Raw genomic sequence first — 15,679 nt, forward strand, 5'->3', positions numbered from 1 at the left:
CGACGGCCGCTGAACTCGCCGGTGCACCCGCCCCCGACCTGCACCGGAGCCCGTCATCGCCACCCTCCACGCCCCGCGTACCGCACCCCCGGCCGTCCCGGCTCCCGCACGGCGCCGCCCGGTCCACGCCCTCGGCCCGGTCGCCGTCTCTCTGGCACTGGGCCTGTGGGGCCTGCGACGCGGCGGCAGCATCTGGCGGGACGAGGTGGTGACCTATGACATGGCACAGCGCAGGCCCCCCGACCTGGCGCACGCCCTGGAGCAGGTCGACGCCGTCCACGGCCTCTACTACCTCCTCACCCACGCCCTGTTCCGCCTCTTCGAAGGCACCGACCCGCTCGTCCTGCTGCGGCTGCCCGCCGTCCTGGCCACCGCCGTCACGGCCGGCCTGCTCACGCTGCTCGGCACCCGGCTGGCGGGACCACGGACCGGGCTGCTCGCCGGCCTGGCGTTCGCGGTGCTGCCGCCGGTCCAGCGGTACGCGCAGGAGGGCAGGTCGTACGCGCTGGTCTGCGCGCTGGTGGTGTGGTCGTCGTACCTGCTGATCCGGGCCGTGGACATCCGAACCACCCGCGCCTGGGCCGGCTACGGCGCTGTCCTGCTGGCCGCCTGCCTGCTGCACGAGTTCGCGGTACTGGTGCTCGCCGCGCACGCCGTGGCCGTACCGCGCGAGGCGCGGCGCGCCTGGGCGAGGACGGCGTGCGCGGTCGTCGGCGCGCTGGCACCCCTGGCCGTGCTGAGCATGCGGCAGTCGGCGCAGGTGGCGTGGATCGGCGGGTTGGGGACCGGGGCGCTGCTGGGCTTCGCCGCGGTGGTGGTGCCCGGGTGCGCCGCCGCGCCGTTCCTGCCGAAGCCCGTCGTCCGCCTCGCTCTGCCGCTGGCCGTGCTCCCGGCCGGCCTGCTGATGCTGGTGTCGCTGGTCAAGCCGTTGTACGTCGACCGGTACGTCCTCTACGGCCAGGCCGGCACCGCCCTGCTGATCAGCGCCGCACTGGACCGGCTGACCCGGGCCGGCGGCGCCCGCCGGGCGGCCGCGCTGCTCGCCGCCGCGGCGGCGATCGTCGCGCTGCTCCCCGTCACCGTGCATCTGCGCACCCCCGGCAGCCGCCTGGACGACGTCACCGCCATCGGCGCGGCCGTCCGCACGGCGGGCGAGGGCGCCGACGGCATCCTCTACCTGCCCGCACGCCGCCGGGTGTGGTCCCTCGCCGACCCGGGCACCGTACGCGGCCTGCGCGACCTCGCCCTGGAACGCACCCCGGCGGCCTCCGGCACGCTCTACGGCACGGAGGCCGACCCGTCCGTGCTCCGCGCCCGGCTGCGCACCGCCCACCGGATCGTCGTCCTGCGGGATCCGGCGGGGCAGCCACTGGACACGACACCCGGCGAAGTGGTGAAGCGCAGGATCCTCGCCGAACGTTTCGAGGAGTGCGGGACACGTACGGTGCACGGGGCGCGCGTGAGCGTGTACGCACGCCGCTGCTGAGCAGCGCCCCAAAGAGGTGCGGGGCTGTATTGCATATGCGGCTACCGCCGCGTGGGCGCGACCGGCCACAACGGCGCCGCGGCCGCACGACGGCCATCACGGCGGCTTCCGGCGGACCGCTCAAGCAGGCCGCACGGCCGTGTGCACCGTCCGGGCACCGAGGACGAACAGGTCCGACCTGCGCTGCAGGCTCGCCGGGTCGGCCGGGTCGAGGAGGCGGTCCAGGGTGGTGCGGTCGTCGGCGTCGAGGCCCTCGCCGACCGTGTCCCGCAGCCGGGAGAAGATCTCGGTGGCGTAGGCGCGGGCCCGGTCGGAGGCCGGGGCGGGCAGGTCGATGAGGAAGCTGCGGCTGCGGGTGTACTTGAGCCCGGCGGAGCCGAGCAACGCGGGCCAGTCCTCGGCCTCGGTGACCGAGCCGGGCAGGTCGGTGCGCATCTGCTCGAACCACCCCTCCAGCAGCGCGTCCAGCCGCGCCTGCAGCCCGGGCCGGCCGATGCCGATGTCCCGGGGCAGGAAGCGGCTGGGCAGGCCGCCCTCCAGGATGGCCAGGGTGCCGCCGGGGGCCAGCCGCTCGGCGAAGGCGGTGAGCGCGGCCCGCTGGTCGCCGAGGTGGTGCAGGCTGTGCCCGGCCCAGAGCAGATCCGCCGGATAGTCCAACTCGTCCAGCACGCCCGGGAGTTCACCGGCGAGCACACCGAATCGGTCGGCCACGCCCTGCCGCTCGGCGCGGGCCGTTGCCCGCTCGAGGAGCGGTTCGCTGCCGTCCACGGCCAGCACCCGCGCCCCCGGGAAGACCTCGGCGAACAGACACGACACCACCCCGGGCCCGCTGCCCAGGTCGACGATCAGCCCCGGCTCGGTGACCTCCTTGCCGAGCCAGCCCAGGGCGTTCTCGTAGAGGGGGGCGAAGAGCTCCGCCTGCGACTCCAGGTGACCGGCCATCTCGGCCCAGTCGATGTCCGTGTGGGAGTGATCGTGGGTGTGGGTGTGGGTCTTGGTCTCGGTGTGCTGGTGGTGGTGGTCGTGCGCCATGGGCTCAGCCTCTCGTCCGGGTGCCGTCAGCGTGCGCCGACGCACCGGCCGGAGGCCAGTCCTGTTGCCGGTGCGGCAAAAAACCGGATGCGTACGGCAAGACGGCCGGGCCACGATGGCCGCATGGACGACGACCTGGTCGAGCGCTTCCTGACCGACGGTTTCGTGAAGATCGAGAGCGCGTTCCCGGCGCGCGTCGCCGAGGGGTGCGCCCGGCTGCTCTGGCGGGAGACGGGATACGACCCCGAGGACCCGGGCACCTGGAAGGACCCCGTGGTCTGGGTGGCCGGCAAGGCGGACGGCCCCTTCGCCGCCGCCCCCAACTCCCAGGCCCTGCACGACGCGTTCGACCTGCTGGTCGGTGAGCGCCGCTGGGATCCACGCTACTCGCTGGGCGCCTTCCCGCTGCGGTTCCCGCACGAGGAGGAGCCGGACGACGCGGGCTGGCACATCGACACCAGTTTCATGCCGGAGGGGGCCACCGACTGGTACGCCAACCTGTGGTCCCGTGAGCGGGCGCTGCTGATGCTGTTCCTGTTCAGCGAGGTGACCGAGGAGGACGCGCCGACCCGCATCCGGGTCGGCTCGCACCTGGACGTGCCGCGGATCCTGGAGCCGTACGGCGAGCAGGGCGCCACCCTCCACGAGCTCGGCCCGAAGCTCGACGCGGCCTCCGCGCACCGCCCGCTCGCCTACGCCACCGGGCGCCCGGGCGACGTCTACCTCTGCCATCCCTTCCTGGTCCATGCCGCCCAGCCCCATCACGGCTCCCGTCCCCGTTTCCTGGCCCAGCCCCCGCTGTACCTGAGGGCACCGCTGGAGCTGGACCGGCCGGACGGCAACCACTCGCCGGTCGAGCGCGCGGTCCGCCGGGGCCTGTCCCTGACGGGCTGACCCCGGCGGACCCCCACCTCACCCGGTCGCTACGACAGCGGCGGGTAGGCGTTGGCCATCAGCTGCTGGAACTGGGCGGAGAACCAGTGCCCGGACAGCGGCGCGTTCGGCAGGGCGCCGGACATGTTGTTGCCGTTGCGGGCGTTGCCCGTGTACGTCGGGTCGCACATCTGGTCGAAGCCCTTGCCCTCGTCGTTCGGGATGGCGCTGCTGGAGCCGTCGGACTCGCCCGGCGGCTTCATCCAGACGTAGGCGTCGATCCCGGTCGCCGGGCTGGCCTGCGGGCGCTCGCCGAGGCCGGCTCCGGCCTGGTTGCACCAGTTGCCGACGTGGATCCGGCGGTCGTAGCGCCCGCCGTCGACGTACGCGTCCACGCTGGTCGTCGGGCCGGGGCCGGCCGGACGGGCGCTGCCGCCCCAGCCGTTGCGGGAGGTGTCGATCAGCATGCCGATGCCGGAGTTGAAGCCGACCGAGACCAGCTGGGTGCGGAAGGCCTGGGCGAAGGAGAGTTCGTCGACGTAGCGGTTCCAGTCCACCCACTTGGACTGGCGGACGGAGGTGCCGTTCACCGAGTCGTTGATGGTGAAGTTGTTCTCCTTCAGGGCGCTGTAGTTGGCCGTGTTGGTGATGAACCCGGCCACGTCGTCGACGGTCGAGCCCTCGCTGGTGGCCGCCTGCTTGAACAGGGTGGCCGCCGGGGCGAAGTTGTCGTCCCAGCCCAGCCAGCCGTGGTGGCCGGCGTCGAGGTAGTTGTAGACGTTCGGGATCGCGCCGAGCTTGGCGAGCGCGTAGCCCACGCCCTTCACGTAGTTGCCGTTGGCGAGCATGGTGTCGCAGTTGGCGGTGGCGGTGGCCCGGCTGCCGGTGTTGGTGACCAGGTTGGGCAGCGAGTCGATCTCGATGGTGGTGACGATCCGCAGCGAGGCGTACTTGCTGTCGGAGAGGATCGCCGCGATCGGGTCGATGAACTGCGTCTTGTACTTGTCGATCTCCGTCGCGCCGAGCTCGCCGTTCGAGGCGAGAGCCGCGCAGTCCCGTCCGGGCAGGTCGTAGACGACCAGCTGGACGACCTCCTCGCCGCTGCCCTTCTGGGCGAGCGCCGCGTCCAGATGGGCGCGCAGTCCCATGCTGGTGCTGGTGCCGTTGATCGCGGCGATCCGGTCGAGCCAGACGCCGGTGGGCTGGTTGGAGATCCGGCTGCCGCCCGTCTCTGCGGCTGCCTTCGCCGACCACTCCGGGTTCACGTACACCTTGGCGCCGGAGTACGGGTTGTCGACACGGGTCCCGGAGCCGCCGCCGTTGCCCCCGCCGCCGCCACCGCCGCTGCCGTCGTCGACGTTGCAGGTGACGCCGTCGAGGGTGAAGGCGGTCGGGATCGCGTTCGTCCCGCTGTACGACCCGTTGAACCCGAAGCTGACCGAACCGCCGGTCGCCAGGGTGCCGTTGTAGGTCTCGTTGCTCGCGGTCACGGCGGTGCCGCTCTGCGCGATCTTGCTGTTCCAGTAGCTGGTCACCTGCTGGTTCCCGGCGTACGACCACTTCACCGCCCAACTCGACTTCGCAGCCGAGTTGTTGGTGACGGTGACGGCGGCGGTGAAGCCGGCGCCCCAGTCGTTCTGGATCTTGTAGTCGACGGTGCAGGGGATCGCGGAGACCGCCGCCTCGGAGGACGGGGTCACGGCGACCGCGGGCCCGGACACCCCGGCGACGAGCGCCAGGGCGGCGAGTACCGCTGTTCTGGTACGACTCATGAGTGCGGGTTCCTTCTTCTTCGGTGGGCGTGCTTACGGGTTGATCGCCTGCAGGTGGTCGCGCAGTCCGGCGCCGTACGCCGTGGGCGTACCGCTGTAGTCGGAGATCAGGGAGGGGCCGGAGGAGCAGTCCCAGGTGTTCCAGGTCCAGCCCAGGTAGGAGAGACCGCGGTCGTCGAACCACTTCATGACCTGGTCCACGAAGGCGTGCGAGCAGGTGTTCTCGCCGATCTCCCCGGCGACCAGCGGCACTTGGGCCGCGACCGGGGCCAGGGTGGAGTTCCAGCAGCTCTCACTGGCGCAGGTGTTGAAGTTGTAGACGTGGTACGCGGCGACGAGATTGCCGGCCGGGTCGGTGGGCCTGTACGTCAGCCACTGGCTGAGGTCGTTGGAGTACGCCAGCCCGCCGATCATGATGACGTTCTTCGCGCCGGCGCCCCGGATGCTGTCCACCAGGTCCTGCATGCCGGCGACCTGGTAGCCGATCCCGGAGCAGGTGCCGCCGTCGCGCCAGCACTCCCAGGCCTGGGTGGTCGTCGAGGTCGCCCGGTCCGGGTACGGCTCGTTGAACAGGTCGAACACGGCCGCCGGGTCGTCCTTGAAGGTACCGGCCACCGAGGACCAGAAGGACGGGGTGTACTGGGCGTCCGGCATCGGCTTCTGGCAGGTGGCGTGCACGTCGGAGCAGCCCGCCGAGTTACCGGTGTACTGGCCGTAGGACCAGTGGAGTTCCAGGATCGGCGTCATGCCGAACGACTCGACACGGGCCACCAGGTCCTTGACGGCGTTGATGTAATGGGCGCCGCCGTACTCGGACTTGACGTTGGACAGGCCGAGCCAGCACTCCTCGTTGAGCGGGATGCGGACCGCGTCGGCCTTCCAGTCGGCGATCGCCTTGATCGCCGCGTCGTCGACCGGGCCGTCCCAGATCCCGTACCCCTGCACGCACATGAACTCGCCGCCGGAGCGGTTCACCCCGAGCAGGCGGTGGGCCGTGCCCTCGGCGTCCACCAGCTTGGTGCCGGAGACGTGCAGGGCCGGGGCCGATCCGGTGGCGGGCGGTTCGGTGGGCGTCGGAGTCGGGGTGGGCTCCGTGTCCACATTGCAGGTCGTGCCGTTGAGCCTGAAGGCCGTCGGTACGGCATTGCTCCCCGACCAGGAGCCGAGGAACCCGGCGCTGACGCTCGCGCCGGTGCCGAGGGAGCCGTTCCAGCTCTCGTTCGCGGCGGTGACCGTCGTACCGGACTGGGACCACTTGGCGCTCCAGCCCTGGGTGACCTTCTGACCGTTCGCGAAGTCGAAGCCCAGGCTCCAACTGCTCATGGCGGCCATGTTGTTGGTGATGGTCACGGAGCCCTGGAAGCCGGTGTCCCACTGGCTGGTGACCGTGTACTGCACCGTGCACGCCGGCGTCGCACCGGACGCCGACACCACCGGTACCAGCGCGGACCCGACGAGGGCGACCGCACCGGTGACGGCTAAAAGAACTGAACGCGGGGGGTGTCGCATGAGCGACTCCTTGCAGCTCGGGCGCGTCGTGACGGACGCGTCGACTGAACGGAATCGCTCCCACTGGTGCGAAGGAAGGTAGCGCCAAGCGACTGCAAAGAACAGGGGAGTTGCTTGACTTTTCTCCAGCGGCCTCCGTCGAATCTTTTCGACTCTTCAACTGCCTTGACCGCACCATGCCACGTCTCCACTATGGGAGCGCTCCCACTGGTTCAAGCCTTGACTTCTCCCCGAGCCGCAAGCGCAAGGAGGAACCAGCACATGCATCCCGCACATCCCGGAGGTACCGGGCGGCGGCGCAGAGCCGTGCGCCGGTTGTGGACGGCGGTCGTCGCCGCCCTCGCCCTGCCGCTGTCGATGCTCGCCACCGGAACGACGCCCGCCCAGGCGGCGACGGTCCAGTGCAGCGTCGACTACAAGACCAACGACTGGGGCACCGGCTTCACCGCCGACCTCACGATCACCAACCGCGGTACGGACGCGATCAACGGCTGGACGCTGACGTACGCGTACACGGGCAACCAGAGGCTGTCGAACGGCTGGAACGGCACCTGGTCCCAGTCCGGCACCTCGATCACGGTGCAGAACGCGTCGTACAACGGCACGATCGCGGCGGGCGCCGCCGTGTCGACGGGCGCCCAGTTCTCGTACACCGGCGGCAACACGGCCCCGACGAGCTTCGCGATCAACGGCACCACCTGCGCCGGCGCGCACCAGCCCCCGGTCACCGTGCTGACCAGCCCGACCGCGGGCGCGGTGTACACCCAGGGCGACGCGGTGCCGCTGGCGGCGACCGCGGCGGCGGCCGACGGCGCGACGATCAGCAAGATGGAGTTCTACGACGACACCACACTGCTGGGGACCGACACCTCGTCGCCGTACTCGCTCTCGGTCTCGAGTTTGACCGTGGGCAGTCATTCCCTGGTGGCGAAGGCGTACGACAGCCTGGGCGCTTCCGCGTCCTCGACGCCGGTGGGCATCACGGTCGCCTCGGGCCCCGCGCTGGTGGCCTCGCCGACCCAGCTGGGCATCCAGCAGGGTGCGACGGGCACCTTCGGGGTGAGCCTGTCGAAGCAGCCGAGCGCGAATGTGACGGTGTCCGTGGCCCGCGCGAGCGGCAACACCGGCCTTTCGGTGAGCGCCGGTTCGCCGCTCACGTTCACTCCGTCCAACTGGAGCACCGCGCAGAACGTGACCATCGCGGCGGACTCCTCCGGCACCGGCACCGCGACCTTCACGGCGTCCGCGACCGGCTACACCGGCGCGACGGTCACCGTGACGGAACTGGCCGCGTCGAAGGCGTACGACGCGCGCTTCTTGGACCTCTACGGGAAGATCACCAACCCGGCGAACGGCTACTTCTCCCCCGAGGGCATCCCCTACCACTCGGTGGAGACGCTGATCGTCGAGGCCCCCGACCAGGGCCACGAGACCACCTCCGAGGCATACAGCTACCTTCTCTGGCTGCAGGCCATGTACGGCAAGGTCACCGGTGACTGGTCCAAGTTCAACGGCGCGTGGGCCCTCATGGAGAAGTACATGATCCCGACCCACGCCGACCAGCCGACCAACTCCTTCTACAACGCGTCCAAACCGGCCACGTACGCGCCGGAGCTGGACACCCCGAACGAGTACCCGGCGAAGCTGGACACGTCGGTGTCGGTGGGATCGGATCCCATCGCCGCCGAACTGAAGAGCGCGTACGGCACCGACGACGTCTACGGCATGCACTGGCTGCAGGACGTCGACAACGTCTACGGCTACGGTGACACGCCGGGCGGCGGCTGCGAGGCGGGGCCGACGGCCGACGGTCCGTCGTACATCAACACCTTCCAGCGCGGTGCGCAGGAGTCGGTGTGGGAGACGGTTCCGCAGCCGACCTGCGACGCCTTCAAGTACGGCGGCACCAACGGCTACCTGGACCTCTTCACGGGCGACTCGTCCTACGCCAAGCAGTGGAAGTACACGGACGCCCCGGACGCCGACGCGCGTGCGGTGCAGGCCGCGTACTGGGCGGACGTGTGGGCCAAGCAGCAGGGCAAGGGCAGCGACGTCTCCGCCACCGTGGGCAAGGCGGCGAAGATGGGCGACTATCTGCGCTACGCCATGTACGACAAGTACTTCAAGAAGATCGGCAACTGTGTCGGGCCGACGACCTGTGCGGCCGGCACCGGCAAGGACGCCTCGGACTATCTGCTGTCCTGGTACTACGCGTGGGGCGGGGCGACCGACACCAGCGCGGGCTGGGCGTGGCGGATCGGGTCGAGCCATGTGCACGGGGGCTATCAGAACCCGCTCGCCGCGTATGCGCTCAGCTCGTACGCCGATCTGAAGCCCAAGTCGGCCACGGGGGCCTCGGACTGGGGCACCTCGCTCACCCGGCAGCTGGAGTTCTACCGCTGGCTGCAGTCGTCCGAGGGCGCGATCGCCGGTGGCGCGACCAACAGCTGGCAGGGGCGGTACGCGAGCCCGCCGTCCGGTACGTCGACGTTCTACGGCATGTACTACGACTGGGAACCGGTGTACCACGACCCGCCCTCCAACCAGTGGTTCGGCTTCCAGGCCTGGTCGATGGAGCGGGTTGCCGAGTACTACCAGCAGACCGGGAACGCGACGGCCAAGGCGATCCTCGACAAGTGGGTGGCCTGGGCGGTGTCCAAGACGACCATCAACCCGGACGGCACGTACCAGATCCCGTCGACGCTCCAGTGGTCGGGCCAGCCCGACACCTGGAACGCGTCAAGTCCGGGTTCGAACAGCGGACTTCATGTGACCGTCGCCGACTACACGAACGACGTGGGCGTGGCGGCCGCGTACGCCAAGACGTTGACGTACTACGCCGCCAAGTCCGGTGACGCGACGGCGAAGTCGACGGCCAAGGCGCTGCTCGACGGCATGTGGGGCCACTACCAGGACAGCCTGGGGATCGCGGTGCCGGAGACGCGGGCCGACTACAACCGGTTCGACGACACGGTGTACGTGCCGAGCGGGTGGTCCGGGAAGATGCCGAACGGGGACGCGATCAACTCGTCGTCGACGTTCGCGTCGCTGCGGAGCTTCTACCAGGACGATCCCGCCTGGTCGAAGATCGAGAGTTATCTGGCGGGCGGGGCCGCGCCTGTCTTCACGTATCACCGGTTCTGGGCCCAGGCGGACATCGCCTTGGCCATGGGGTCGTACGCGGAGCTTCTCGAATAGCCCCCGCCGGGCGCTCCGCGGGTGGGGCGTGTGTCGGCTGCGGTCCGTTTCGGCTGGTCGCGCCCGCGCGGCGGTAGCCGCATATCAAACGCAGTCCCGCGCCCCTTTCGGGGCGCTGTGGGCACCGTCTCTCCCGAGGAACCGTCCGAAAGAGCTCCGCGTGCGTGGTCCCGCCACCTGACGGTGGGACCGACCGCCGGGCGATCCCCACCCGCACAGGGGGTCGCCCGGCATCTCTCACACCGGACAGAAAGCGCTTGCCTTCCTGGAAAGGAACCCCGTGCGAAGAACCCGCATCCTCACCGCCGTGCTGGCCCTCGCGGCCGGTCTGATCGTGGGCACCCCGCCCGCACTCGCCGCCGCCCCGCGGGGGGCACTCGCCGCCGACACCTACACCTGGAACAACGCCCGGATCGACGGCGGTGGATTCGTCCCCGGGATCGTCTTCAACCGCACCGAGAAGAACCTCGCCTACGCCCGCACCGACATCGGCGGTGCGTACCGCTGGTCGGAGTCGACGAAGACCTGGACGCCGCTGCTGGACCCGGTCGGCTGGGACGAGTGGGGGCACACGGGTGTGGTGAGCCTGGCCTCCGACCCGGTCGCCCCGGACAAGGTGTACGCGGCCGTCGGGACGTACACCAACAGCTGGGACCCGACGAACGGCGCGGTGCTGCGCTCCGCCGACCGGGGCGCCGGCTGGCAGAAGACCGATCTGCCCTTCAAGCTGGGCGGCAACATGCCGGGCCGGGGCATGGGCGAGCGGCTGGCGATCGACCCGAACAAGGACAGCGTGCTGTACCTGGGCGCCCCGAGCGGCAAGGGGCTGTGGCGGTCGACGGACTCGGGGGTGACCTGGTCGCAGGTCACGAACTTCCCCAACGTCGGTAACTACGTGCAGGATTCGACCGACACCACCGGCTACGCCTCCGACAACCAGGGCATCGTCTGGGTCACCTTCGACGAGTCGACGGGGACGGCGGGTACGGCGACGCAGATGGCGACCTCGGCCTTGCCGTCGCCGTCGTAGTCGTAGACCTGGAACTGGGTGTAGTGGGCGCCGGAGCGGATGTTCCGGCCCAGGTCGATGCGCCACAGGCGGGTGCCGTCGAGTTTGACGCCGTCGAGGACGGTGTCGCCGGTGTAGCCGGACTGGGAGTTGTCCTTGGCATTGGTGGGCTGCCACTTGAGGACGAAGTCCAGCTGGCCGTCGCCGTCGAGGTCGCCGACGGAGGCGTCGTTGGCCTCGTAGGTGTAGGAGACGCCGTCGGGGGTGTTGCCGCCGGCGGGCGGGGTGATGGGGACGTCCTTGTAGCCGGCGCGGAACTGGATCGCGTGGACCGAGTCGGCCTGTTCGACGCCGTTCACGATCGCGCGGACCGTGTAGTCGGCCTGGGCCGGGGCGCCGGAGTGGAAGTAGTTCGTGGAGCCGGTGACCGGGGTCGAGTTGACCTTGGTACCGGCGCGGTAGACGTTGAAGGAGACGTCGTCGGGGTCGGTGCCCAGCCAGCGCCAGCTGACCAGGTTGCCGGCGTCGGTGTGGACGCTGACCACGCCCCGGTCCAGGGCTTCGACCTGACGGGCGGTGGCCGCTTCGGCGGGGGTCGTCGTGGTGAGGGCGGTGAGGCCGGCGGCGATCAGGGCGGCCGCGGCGGTCAGTGCCGACAGCGCGGCGGAACGGCGTCTGCGATGCGGGTGCTGCACGGGGGTACCTCCGGCGGGGCGGACGGATTCCCCTCTCAGTGGCCGCCGTCCGGCTCGGCGTTGCCGTATCTTTCGGCCAGTTCGGCGATCGTCCGGGCGATGCGTTCGCGCAGCTCGGGCGGGCCCAGGACCTCGATGTCCGTGCCGAGGCGCAGGAATTCGGCTACGGCGTGGTCGGCCGACTCGACGGGGACCCGGGCGAGTGTCCAGGCGTCGGTCGTCCCGACCGGCTCCGCTCGCGGGAGGGGCACGGTCGTCCCGACCGGCTCCGCCCTCGGGAGGGTCACCCCCGGCGCCAGCCGGACCAGGGCCTCGCCGCGGAACAGCCGGTCGTGGAAGTCGCGTTGGTAGGCCGCCCAGTACGCGGCCAGGTCGAAGTCGTCGGGGCGGGTGAACTTCTCGCCGGAGGCGCTGAGTTCGAGGATCTGGTCGACGCGGAAGGTGCGGGGGCCCGGGCCCGCGACCACGTACCAGCGGCCGGCCTTCAGGACGAGTCCGTACGGTTCCAGGCGGCGGTCCACGTCGGTGGGTTCGGCCCAGCGGCGGTAACGGACCTGCAGGACCCGGCTGTTCCAGACCGCGTCGGCGACCGCCGGGAGGTACGGCGCCTCGTCGCCGTCCGCGTACCAGCCGGGGGCGTCGAGATGGAAGCGGCCGCTGATCCGGTCGGCGTGGGCGCGCAGCTCCGGCGGCAGGGCGGCGCGGACCTTGAGCTGGGCGGCGGCAAGGACCGGGCCGAGCCCGAGGTCGGCGGCGGGGCCGGGGGCGCCGGCCAGGAAGAGGGCCTCGGCCTCCCCCGTGGTGAGGCCGGTGAGACGGGTGCGCCACCCGTCGAGGAGGCGGTAGCCGCCGGCGTGGCCCGCGTCGCCGTACAGCGGGACGCCGGCCGCGCCCAGCGCCTCGACGTCCCGGTAGACCGTGCGGACGGACACCTCCAGCTCCTCGGAGAGCTGGGCGGCGGTCATCCGGCCCCGGGTCTGGAGCAGGAGGAGGATCGAGACGAGCCGGCTGGACTTCATCGCATCAGGGTGCCGGTTCCCACTGACAGAAGGTGTCAGTGGAGCGGGCCTAGCGTCCTGCCCATGAGCTTCACGGAAAAGCTGCTGACCGTACCGCCCCCGATCGAGGTGGCCGGCCGGCGCGTCAAGCGCTACCACGTCACCTCCGACCCCGCGGGCATCGCGCCCGAGGTGGAGAAGGCGGCCTACGCGATCCTGCCCGAGCTGCTGCCGGAGCCGGACGGCACCCCGCCCGCGACCTTCGTGGTCCTGCACCGGGGCGGGGACACCGGCGCCTACCTCAACGCCTACAGCTGGGTCTGGGACAACGTGCTGCACTTCAAGGGCGCTTCGGCGGGCCAGCCGGCGCTCGGCTGCCCGGACACGGACCCGGCCCACTTCATCAGGCCCGACCTGCCGTGGATCGGCTGCGTGTGGGAGCTGCCGCCGATCCAGCACGAACGGGACGCCTGGGTACGGCATCTGCTCGCGCCCGAAGTCCCGGACCTGGACGCCTACTTGGCCGACTCACTGCCCGAGGGAACCACAGGAGACCACCGATGAGCAGCCCGCACGACTTCGACTTCCTGCACGGCGACTGGGAGGTGCGCAACCGCCGCCGGACCGACTTCCTGGCCCCGGACGGCGACTGGGAGGAGTTCCCCGCCGTCAGCCACTGCCGGCCGCTGTTCGACGGTGCCGCGAACATCGAGGAGATCGACATGCCGGCCCTGGGCGCGAAGGGCGCGACCCTGCGACTCTTCGACCGGGAGACCCACGCGTGGTCGCTGAACTGGGCGGCGAGCCGGAGCGGGACGCTGTTCCCGCCGGTCGTCGGGCGGTTCGAGGGCGACCGGGGGGAGTTCTACGGCGACGACACGCATGAAGGGAGGGACGTCCGGGTGCGGTTCGTGTGGTCGGAGGTCTCCCCCACCGGCGCGCGCTGGGAGCAGGCGTTCTCGGTGGACGGTGGGGAGAGCTGGGTGACCAACTGGACGATGGACTTCAGCCGGCCGCCGGTTTCCTGAACGCCCGGACGGCGAAGCAGGGGTCGGGGCGGCGGCGGTCCTGGTCGGGCAGGGCCGCCAGCCGCGCGGCGAACTCCTCGACGCGGGGGTCGCCGGGCCGCAGCACCGTGAACCAGCCGCGCCGCAGGTCGGCGATGGTGGAGCGGGGGCTGCGGCCCTGGCCGCGGCCGGTGAAAACGGCCTGTCCGGCGGGGAGCAGGCCGTGGGCGGCCGCGTGTGCCGTCACGGCGTCGGCGGCGTCGGTGACCGGGCGGCGCGGGCGCGGCGCGAGGACCGCGTCGATGTCGCTGCCGACGTCGTGGGCGGCCGCCTTGTCGACGGTCGTGACGTACACCCCGCCGGGGCGCAGCACGCGCGCGCACTCGGAGACGATCGCGCGGACCTCGCCGGTGTCCGCTATGAGGTGGAGCAGCCAGACGGTGGTCACGGCGTCGAACGTGCCGTCGTTGAAGGGAAGTTGACGGCTGTCGGCCAGCGCGATCGACCCCGGCAGCCGGGCCGCCGCCCGCCGTGCCATGCCGGGCGCGCGGTCCGCTCCGACGACCTGGAGGGCGGGGCGGGCCGCGGCGAGGCGGCGGGTGACGATGCCGGTGCCACAGGCGAGGTCGAGGAGACGGCCGGAGCGGTCGGGGGCAGCGGAGCTGCCGGGGCCTGCCGGGCCGCCGGGGCCTGCCGGGCTGTCGGGGATCAGGCCGAGGACGGCGTCGGCGGCCGCCTCGGCGCGGGCTTCGCCGCCGCGCGACGCGTCGTAGGCCTCGGCTTCTTTGTCGTAGTCGAGCACACGGCTCAGTGTGCGCCGTGACCTGGGGCGATGTCCTCCACCCTGCGGGCGAGTCCGAAGTCCAGCGTGGTGACGGCGCCGCCGACGCTGTGGGTGTTCACGGTGAGGGTGACGGTGTGGTAGCCGAGGGTGAGGTCGGAGTGGTGGTCGAGCTCGTCCTGGATGCGGGCGATGTGCACGACCAGTGCGGTGGCGGCGAAGTGCGAGTCGAGGCGGTAGGCGCGGGCGAGCCGGTCGCCGTCCAGCGACCACCCCGGCAGCTCGGTCAGCCGGTCCTCGATCTCCTGCTGCGACAGCGGTGCGACGGCCATGGTGCGGCTTCCTTCCCTGGTCCGACGGGGGCGTATGTGGGGTCAGCCTGCCATGGACGGGCCCTGCGGGCGTCGTGCGCACGCCGTCACCAGCGCGTCGCCGAAGAGACCGCTCCTCGACTACCGTCGCGTCCATGACCACCGCCGCGTCCGGTCCCGCCTCCTCCCCGACCGCCCCCGACGGCAAAGGTGTCGGCCCGCTGCTGCGCGCGTGGCGGGAGCGGCGGCGGGTGAGCCAGCTGGAGCTGGCACTGCGTGCCGACTCCTCGGCCCGGCACATCAGCTTCGTCGAGACGGGCCGTTCCCGGCCGAGCGAGGAGATGGTGCTGCGGCTGGCCGAGCACCTGGACGTCCCGGTCCGGGAGCGCAACGCGCTGCTGCTGGCGGCCGGTTACGCCCCGCACTACCCGGAGACCCCGCTGGACGACCCGGCGCTGGCCGCGCTGCGGGACGGTATGGAGCGGCTGATCCGGGGCTACGAGCCGTATCCGGCGCTGGTCGTGGACGCCACGTACACGGTGGTCGCCGCCAACCGGGGCATCGCGCTGCTGCTGGAGGGCGTACCGGAGCCACTGCTCGCCCCCGCGCCGAACGCGATGCGGCTGACCCTGCACCCGGAGGGCCTGGCGCCGCGCATCCGGAACCTGCGCGCGTGGCGCGGGCATCTGCTGGAGCAGATGGAACGGCAGATCGCGCTGCACCGCTCGGCCGCGCTGCGGGAGTTGTACGAGGAGGTCGCCGCCTATCCGGCGCCGCCGGGTGCGGACGACGGACAACCCGCCGAACCGGTGGCCTGGTTCGCGCTGCCGATGCGGATCGAGCACGAGGGGCGGGTGCTGTCGTTCGTGTCGTCGATCTCGACGTTCAACACGCCGATGGACGTGACGGTCGCCGAGCTGGCCATCGAGACGTTCCTGCCGGCGGACCCGGCGACGGCCAAGTACCTGCACGCGCTGGTGGGTTGACGCAAAGGGTGCTCCGCGCGTA

12 protein-coding genes and 2 pseudogenes are annotated in these 15,679 nt (G+C 71.4%); 7 read left to right on the forward strand and 7 right to left on the reverse strand.

Annotation, left to right across the window (positions count from 1 at the left end; genetic code table 11):
• Window positions 1–220 precede the first annotated feature (220 nt).
• On the forward strand, window positions 221–1,486 hold the full coding sequence (locus ACFZDK_RS28045) for a glycosyltransferase family 39 protein (RefSeq protein ID WP_390976680.1): 1,266 nt from the start codon (window positions 221–223) through the stop codon (window positions 1,484–1,486).
• A 120-nt stretch (window positions 1,487–1,606) separates the two neighbouring features.
• Here the strand turns inward: ACFZDK_RS28045 and ACFZDK_RS28050 are convergent, their stop codons facing one another.
• The gene (locus ACFZDK_RS28050; RefSeq protein WP_390976682.1) at window positions 1,607–2,518 is read right to left on the reverse strand and encodes a methyltransferase domain-containing protein; all 912 of its coding nucleotides are present in this window, start codon (window positions 2,516–2,518) and stop codon (window positions 1,607–1,609) included.
• Window positions 2,519–2,641: 123 nt separating this feature from the next.
• Here ACFZDK_RS28050 and ACFZDK_RS28055 point away from each other — a divergent pair, with 123 nt between their 5' ends.
• Window positions 2,642–3,412, forward strand: coding sequence for a phytanoyl-CoA dioxygenase family protein (locus ACFZDK_RS28055; protein WP_390976684.1), 771 nt, complete (start codon window positions 2,642–2,644; stop codon window positions 3,410–3,412).
• A 29-nt stretch (window positions 3,413–3,441) separates the two neighbouring features.
• Here ACFZDK_RS28055 and ACFZDK_RS28060 read toward each other — a convergent pair whose 3' ends face one another.
• Both ACFZDK_RS28060 and ACFZDK_RS28065 read right to left on the reverse strand, forming a co-directional pair.
• Window positions 3,442–5,163, reverse strand: coding sequence for a glycoside hydrolase family 6 protein (locus ACFZDK_RS28060; RefSeq protein WP_390976686.1), 1,722 nt, complete (start codon window positions 5,161–5,163; stop codon window positions 3,442–3,444).
• A gap of 33 nt (window positions 5,164–5,196) precedes the next feature.
• Window positions 5,197–6,672: a cellulose binding domain-containing protein gene (locus ACFZDK_RS28065; RefSeq protein ID WP_390976688.1), complete on the reverse strand. Its 1,476-nt coding sequence runs from the start codon at window positions 6,670–6,672 to the stop codon at window positions 5,197–5,199.
• Window positions 6,673–6,933: 261 nt separating this feature from the next.
• Here ACFZDK_RS28065 and ACFZDK_RS28070 point away from each other — a divergent pair, with 261 nt between their 5' ends.
• Both ACFZDK_RS28070 and ACFZDK_RS28075 read left to right on the forward strand, forming a co-directional pair.
• Window positions 6,934–9,870 carry a glycoside hydrolase family 48 protein gene (locus tag ACFZDK_RS28070; RefSeq protein WP_390976690.1) on the forward strand — a complete coding sequence of 979 codons (2,937 nt, stop codon included), beginning with the start codon at window positions 6,934–6,936 and terminating at the stop codon, window positions 9,868–9,870.
• 280 nt (window positions 9,871–10,150) lie between these two features.
• A pseudogene (locus ACFZDK_RS28075) lies at window positions 10,151–10,867 on the forward strand (xyloglucanase); the annotation flags it as partial.
• Here the strand turns inward: ACFZDK_RS28075 and ACFZDK_RS28080 are convergent.
• Both ACFZDK_RS28080 and ACFZDK_RS28085 read right to left on the reverse strand, forming a co-directional pair.
• Window positions 10,858–11,574, reverse strand: a pseudogene (locus ACFZDK_RS28080) (rhamnogalacturonan lyase); the annotation flags it as partial. The pseudogenes ACFZDK_RS28075 and ACFZDK_RS28080 sit on opposite strands and share 10 nt — an antisense overlap.
• Before the next feature lie 35 nt (window positions 11,575–11,609).
• Window positions 11,610–12,593 carry a WYL domain-containing protein gene (locus ACFZDK_RS28085; protein ID WP_390976692.1) on the reverse strand — a complete coding sequence of 328 codons (984 nt, stop codon included), beginning with the start codon at window positions 12,591–12,593 and terminating at the stop codon, window positions 11,610–11,612.
• Between the two features lie 63 nt (window positions 12,594–12,656).
• Here ACFZDK_RS28085 and ACFZDK_RS28090 point away from each other — a divergent pair, with 63 nt between their 5' ends.
• Window positions 12,657–13,136 carry a hypothetical protein gene (locus tag ACFZDK_RS28090; protein WP_390976694.1) on the forward strand — a complete coding sequence of 160 codons (480 nt, stop codon included), beginning with the start codon at window positions 12,657–12,659 and terminating at the stop codon, window positions 13,134–13,136.
• A complete protein-coding gene (locus tag ACFZDK_RS28095) occupies window positions 13,133–13,600 on the forward strand; it encodes a hypothetical protein (RefSeq protein WP_390976696.1) in 468 nt (155 codons plus the stop codon). Before ACFZDK_RS28090 ends, ACFZDK_RS28095 begins: the two co-directional genes overlap by 4 nt.
• Here the strand turns inward: ACFZDK_RS28095 and ACFZDK_RS28100 are convergent.
• Entirely contained in the window at window positions 13,578–14,381 is an 804-nt protein-coding gene (locus tag ACFZDK_RS28100; protein ID WP_390976698.1) for a methyltransferase domain-containing protein, read from the reverse strand. The genes ACFZDK_RS28095 and ACFZDK_RS28100 overlap by 23 nt on opposite strands.
• A gap of 5 nt (window positions 14,382–14,386) precedes the next feature.
• Window positions 14,387–14,692, reverse strand: coding sequence for a 4a-hydroxytetrahydrobiopterin dehydratase (locus tag ACFZDK_RS28105; protein ID WP_390976699.1), 306 nt, complete (start codon window positions 14,690–14,692; stop codon window positions 14,387–14,389).
• Window positions 14,693–14,826: 134 nt separating this feature from the next.
• Here ACFZDK_RS28105 and ACFZDK_RS28110 point away from each other — a divergent pair, with 134 nt between their 5' ends.
• A complete protein-coding gene (locus tag ACFZDK_RS28110; RefSeq protein WP_390976700.1) occupies window positions 14,827–15,657 on the forward strand; it encodes a helix-turn-helix domain-containing protein in 831 nt (276 codons plus the stop codon).
• The last annotated feature ends 22 nt before the right edge of the window (window positions 15,658–15,679 follow it).

It is taken from the genome of Streptomyces sp. NPDC007901, from assembly GCF_042959465.1.
In the GTDB taxonomy this organism is placed as follows: domain Bacteria; phylum Actinomycetota; class Actinomycetes; order Streptomycetales; family Streptomycetaceae; genus Streptomyces.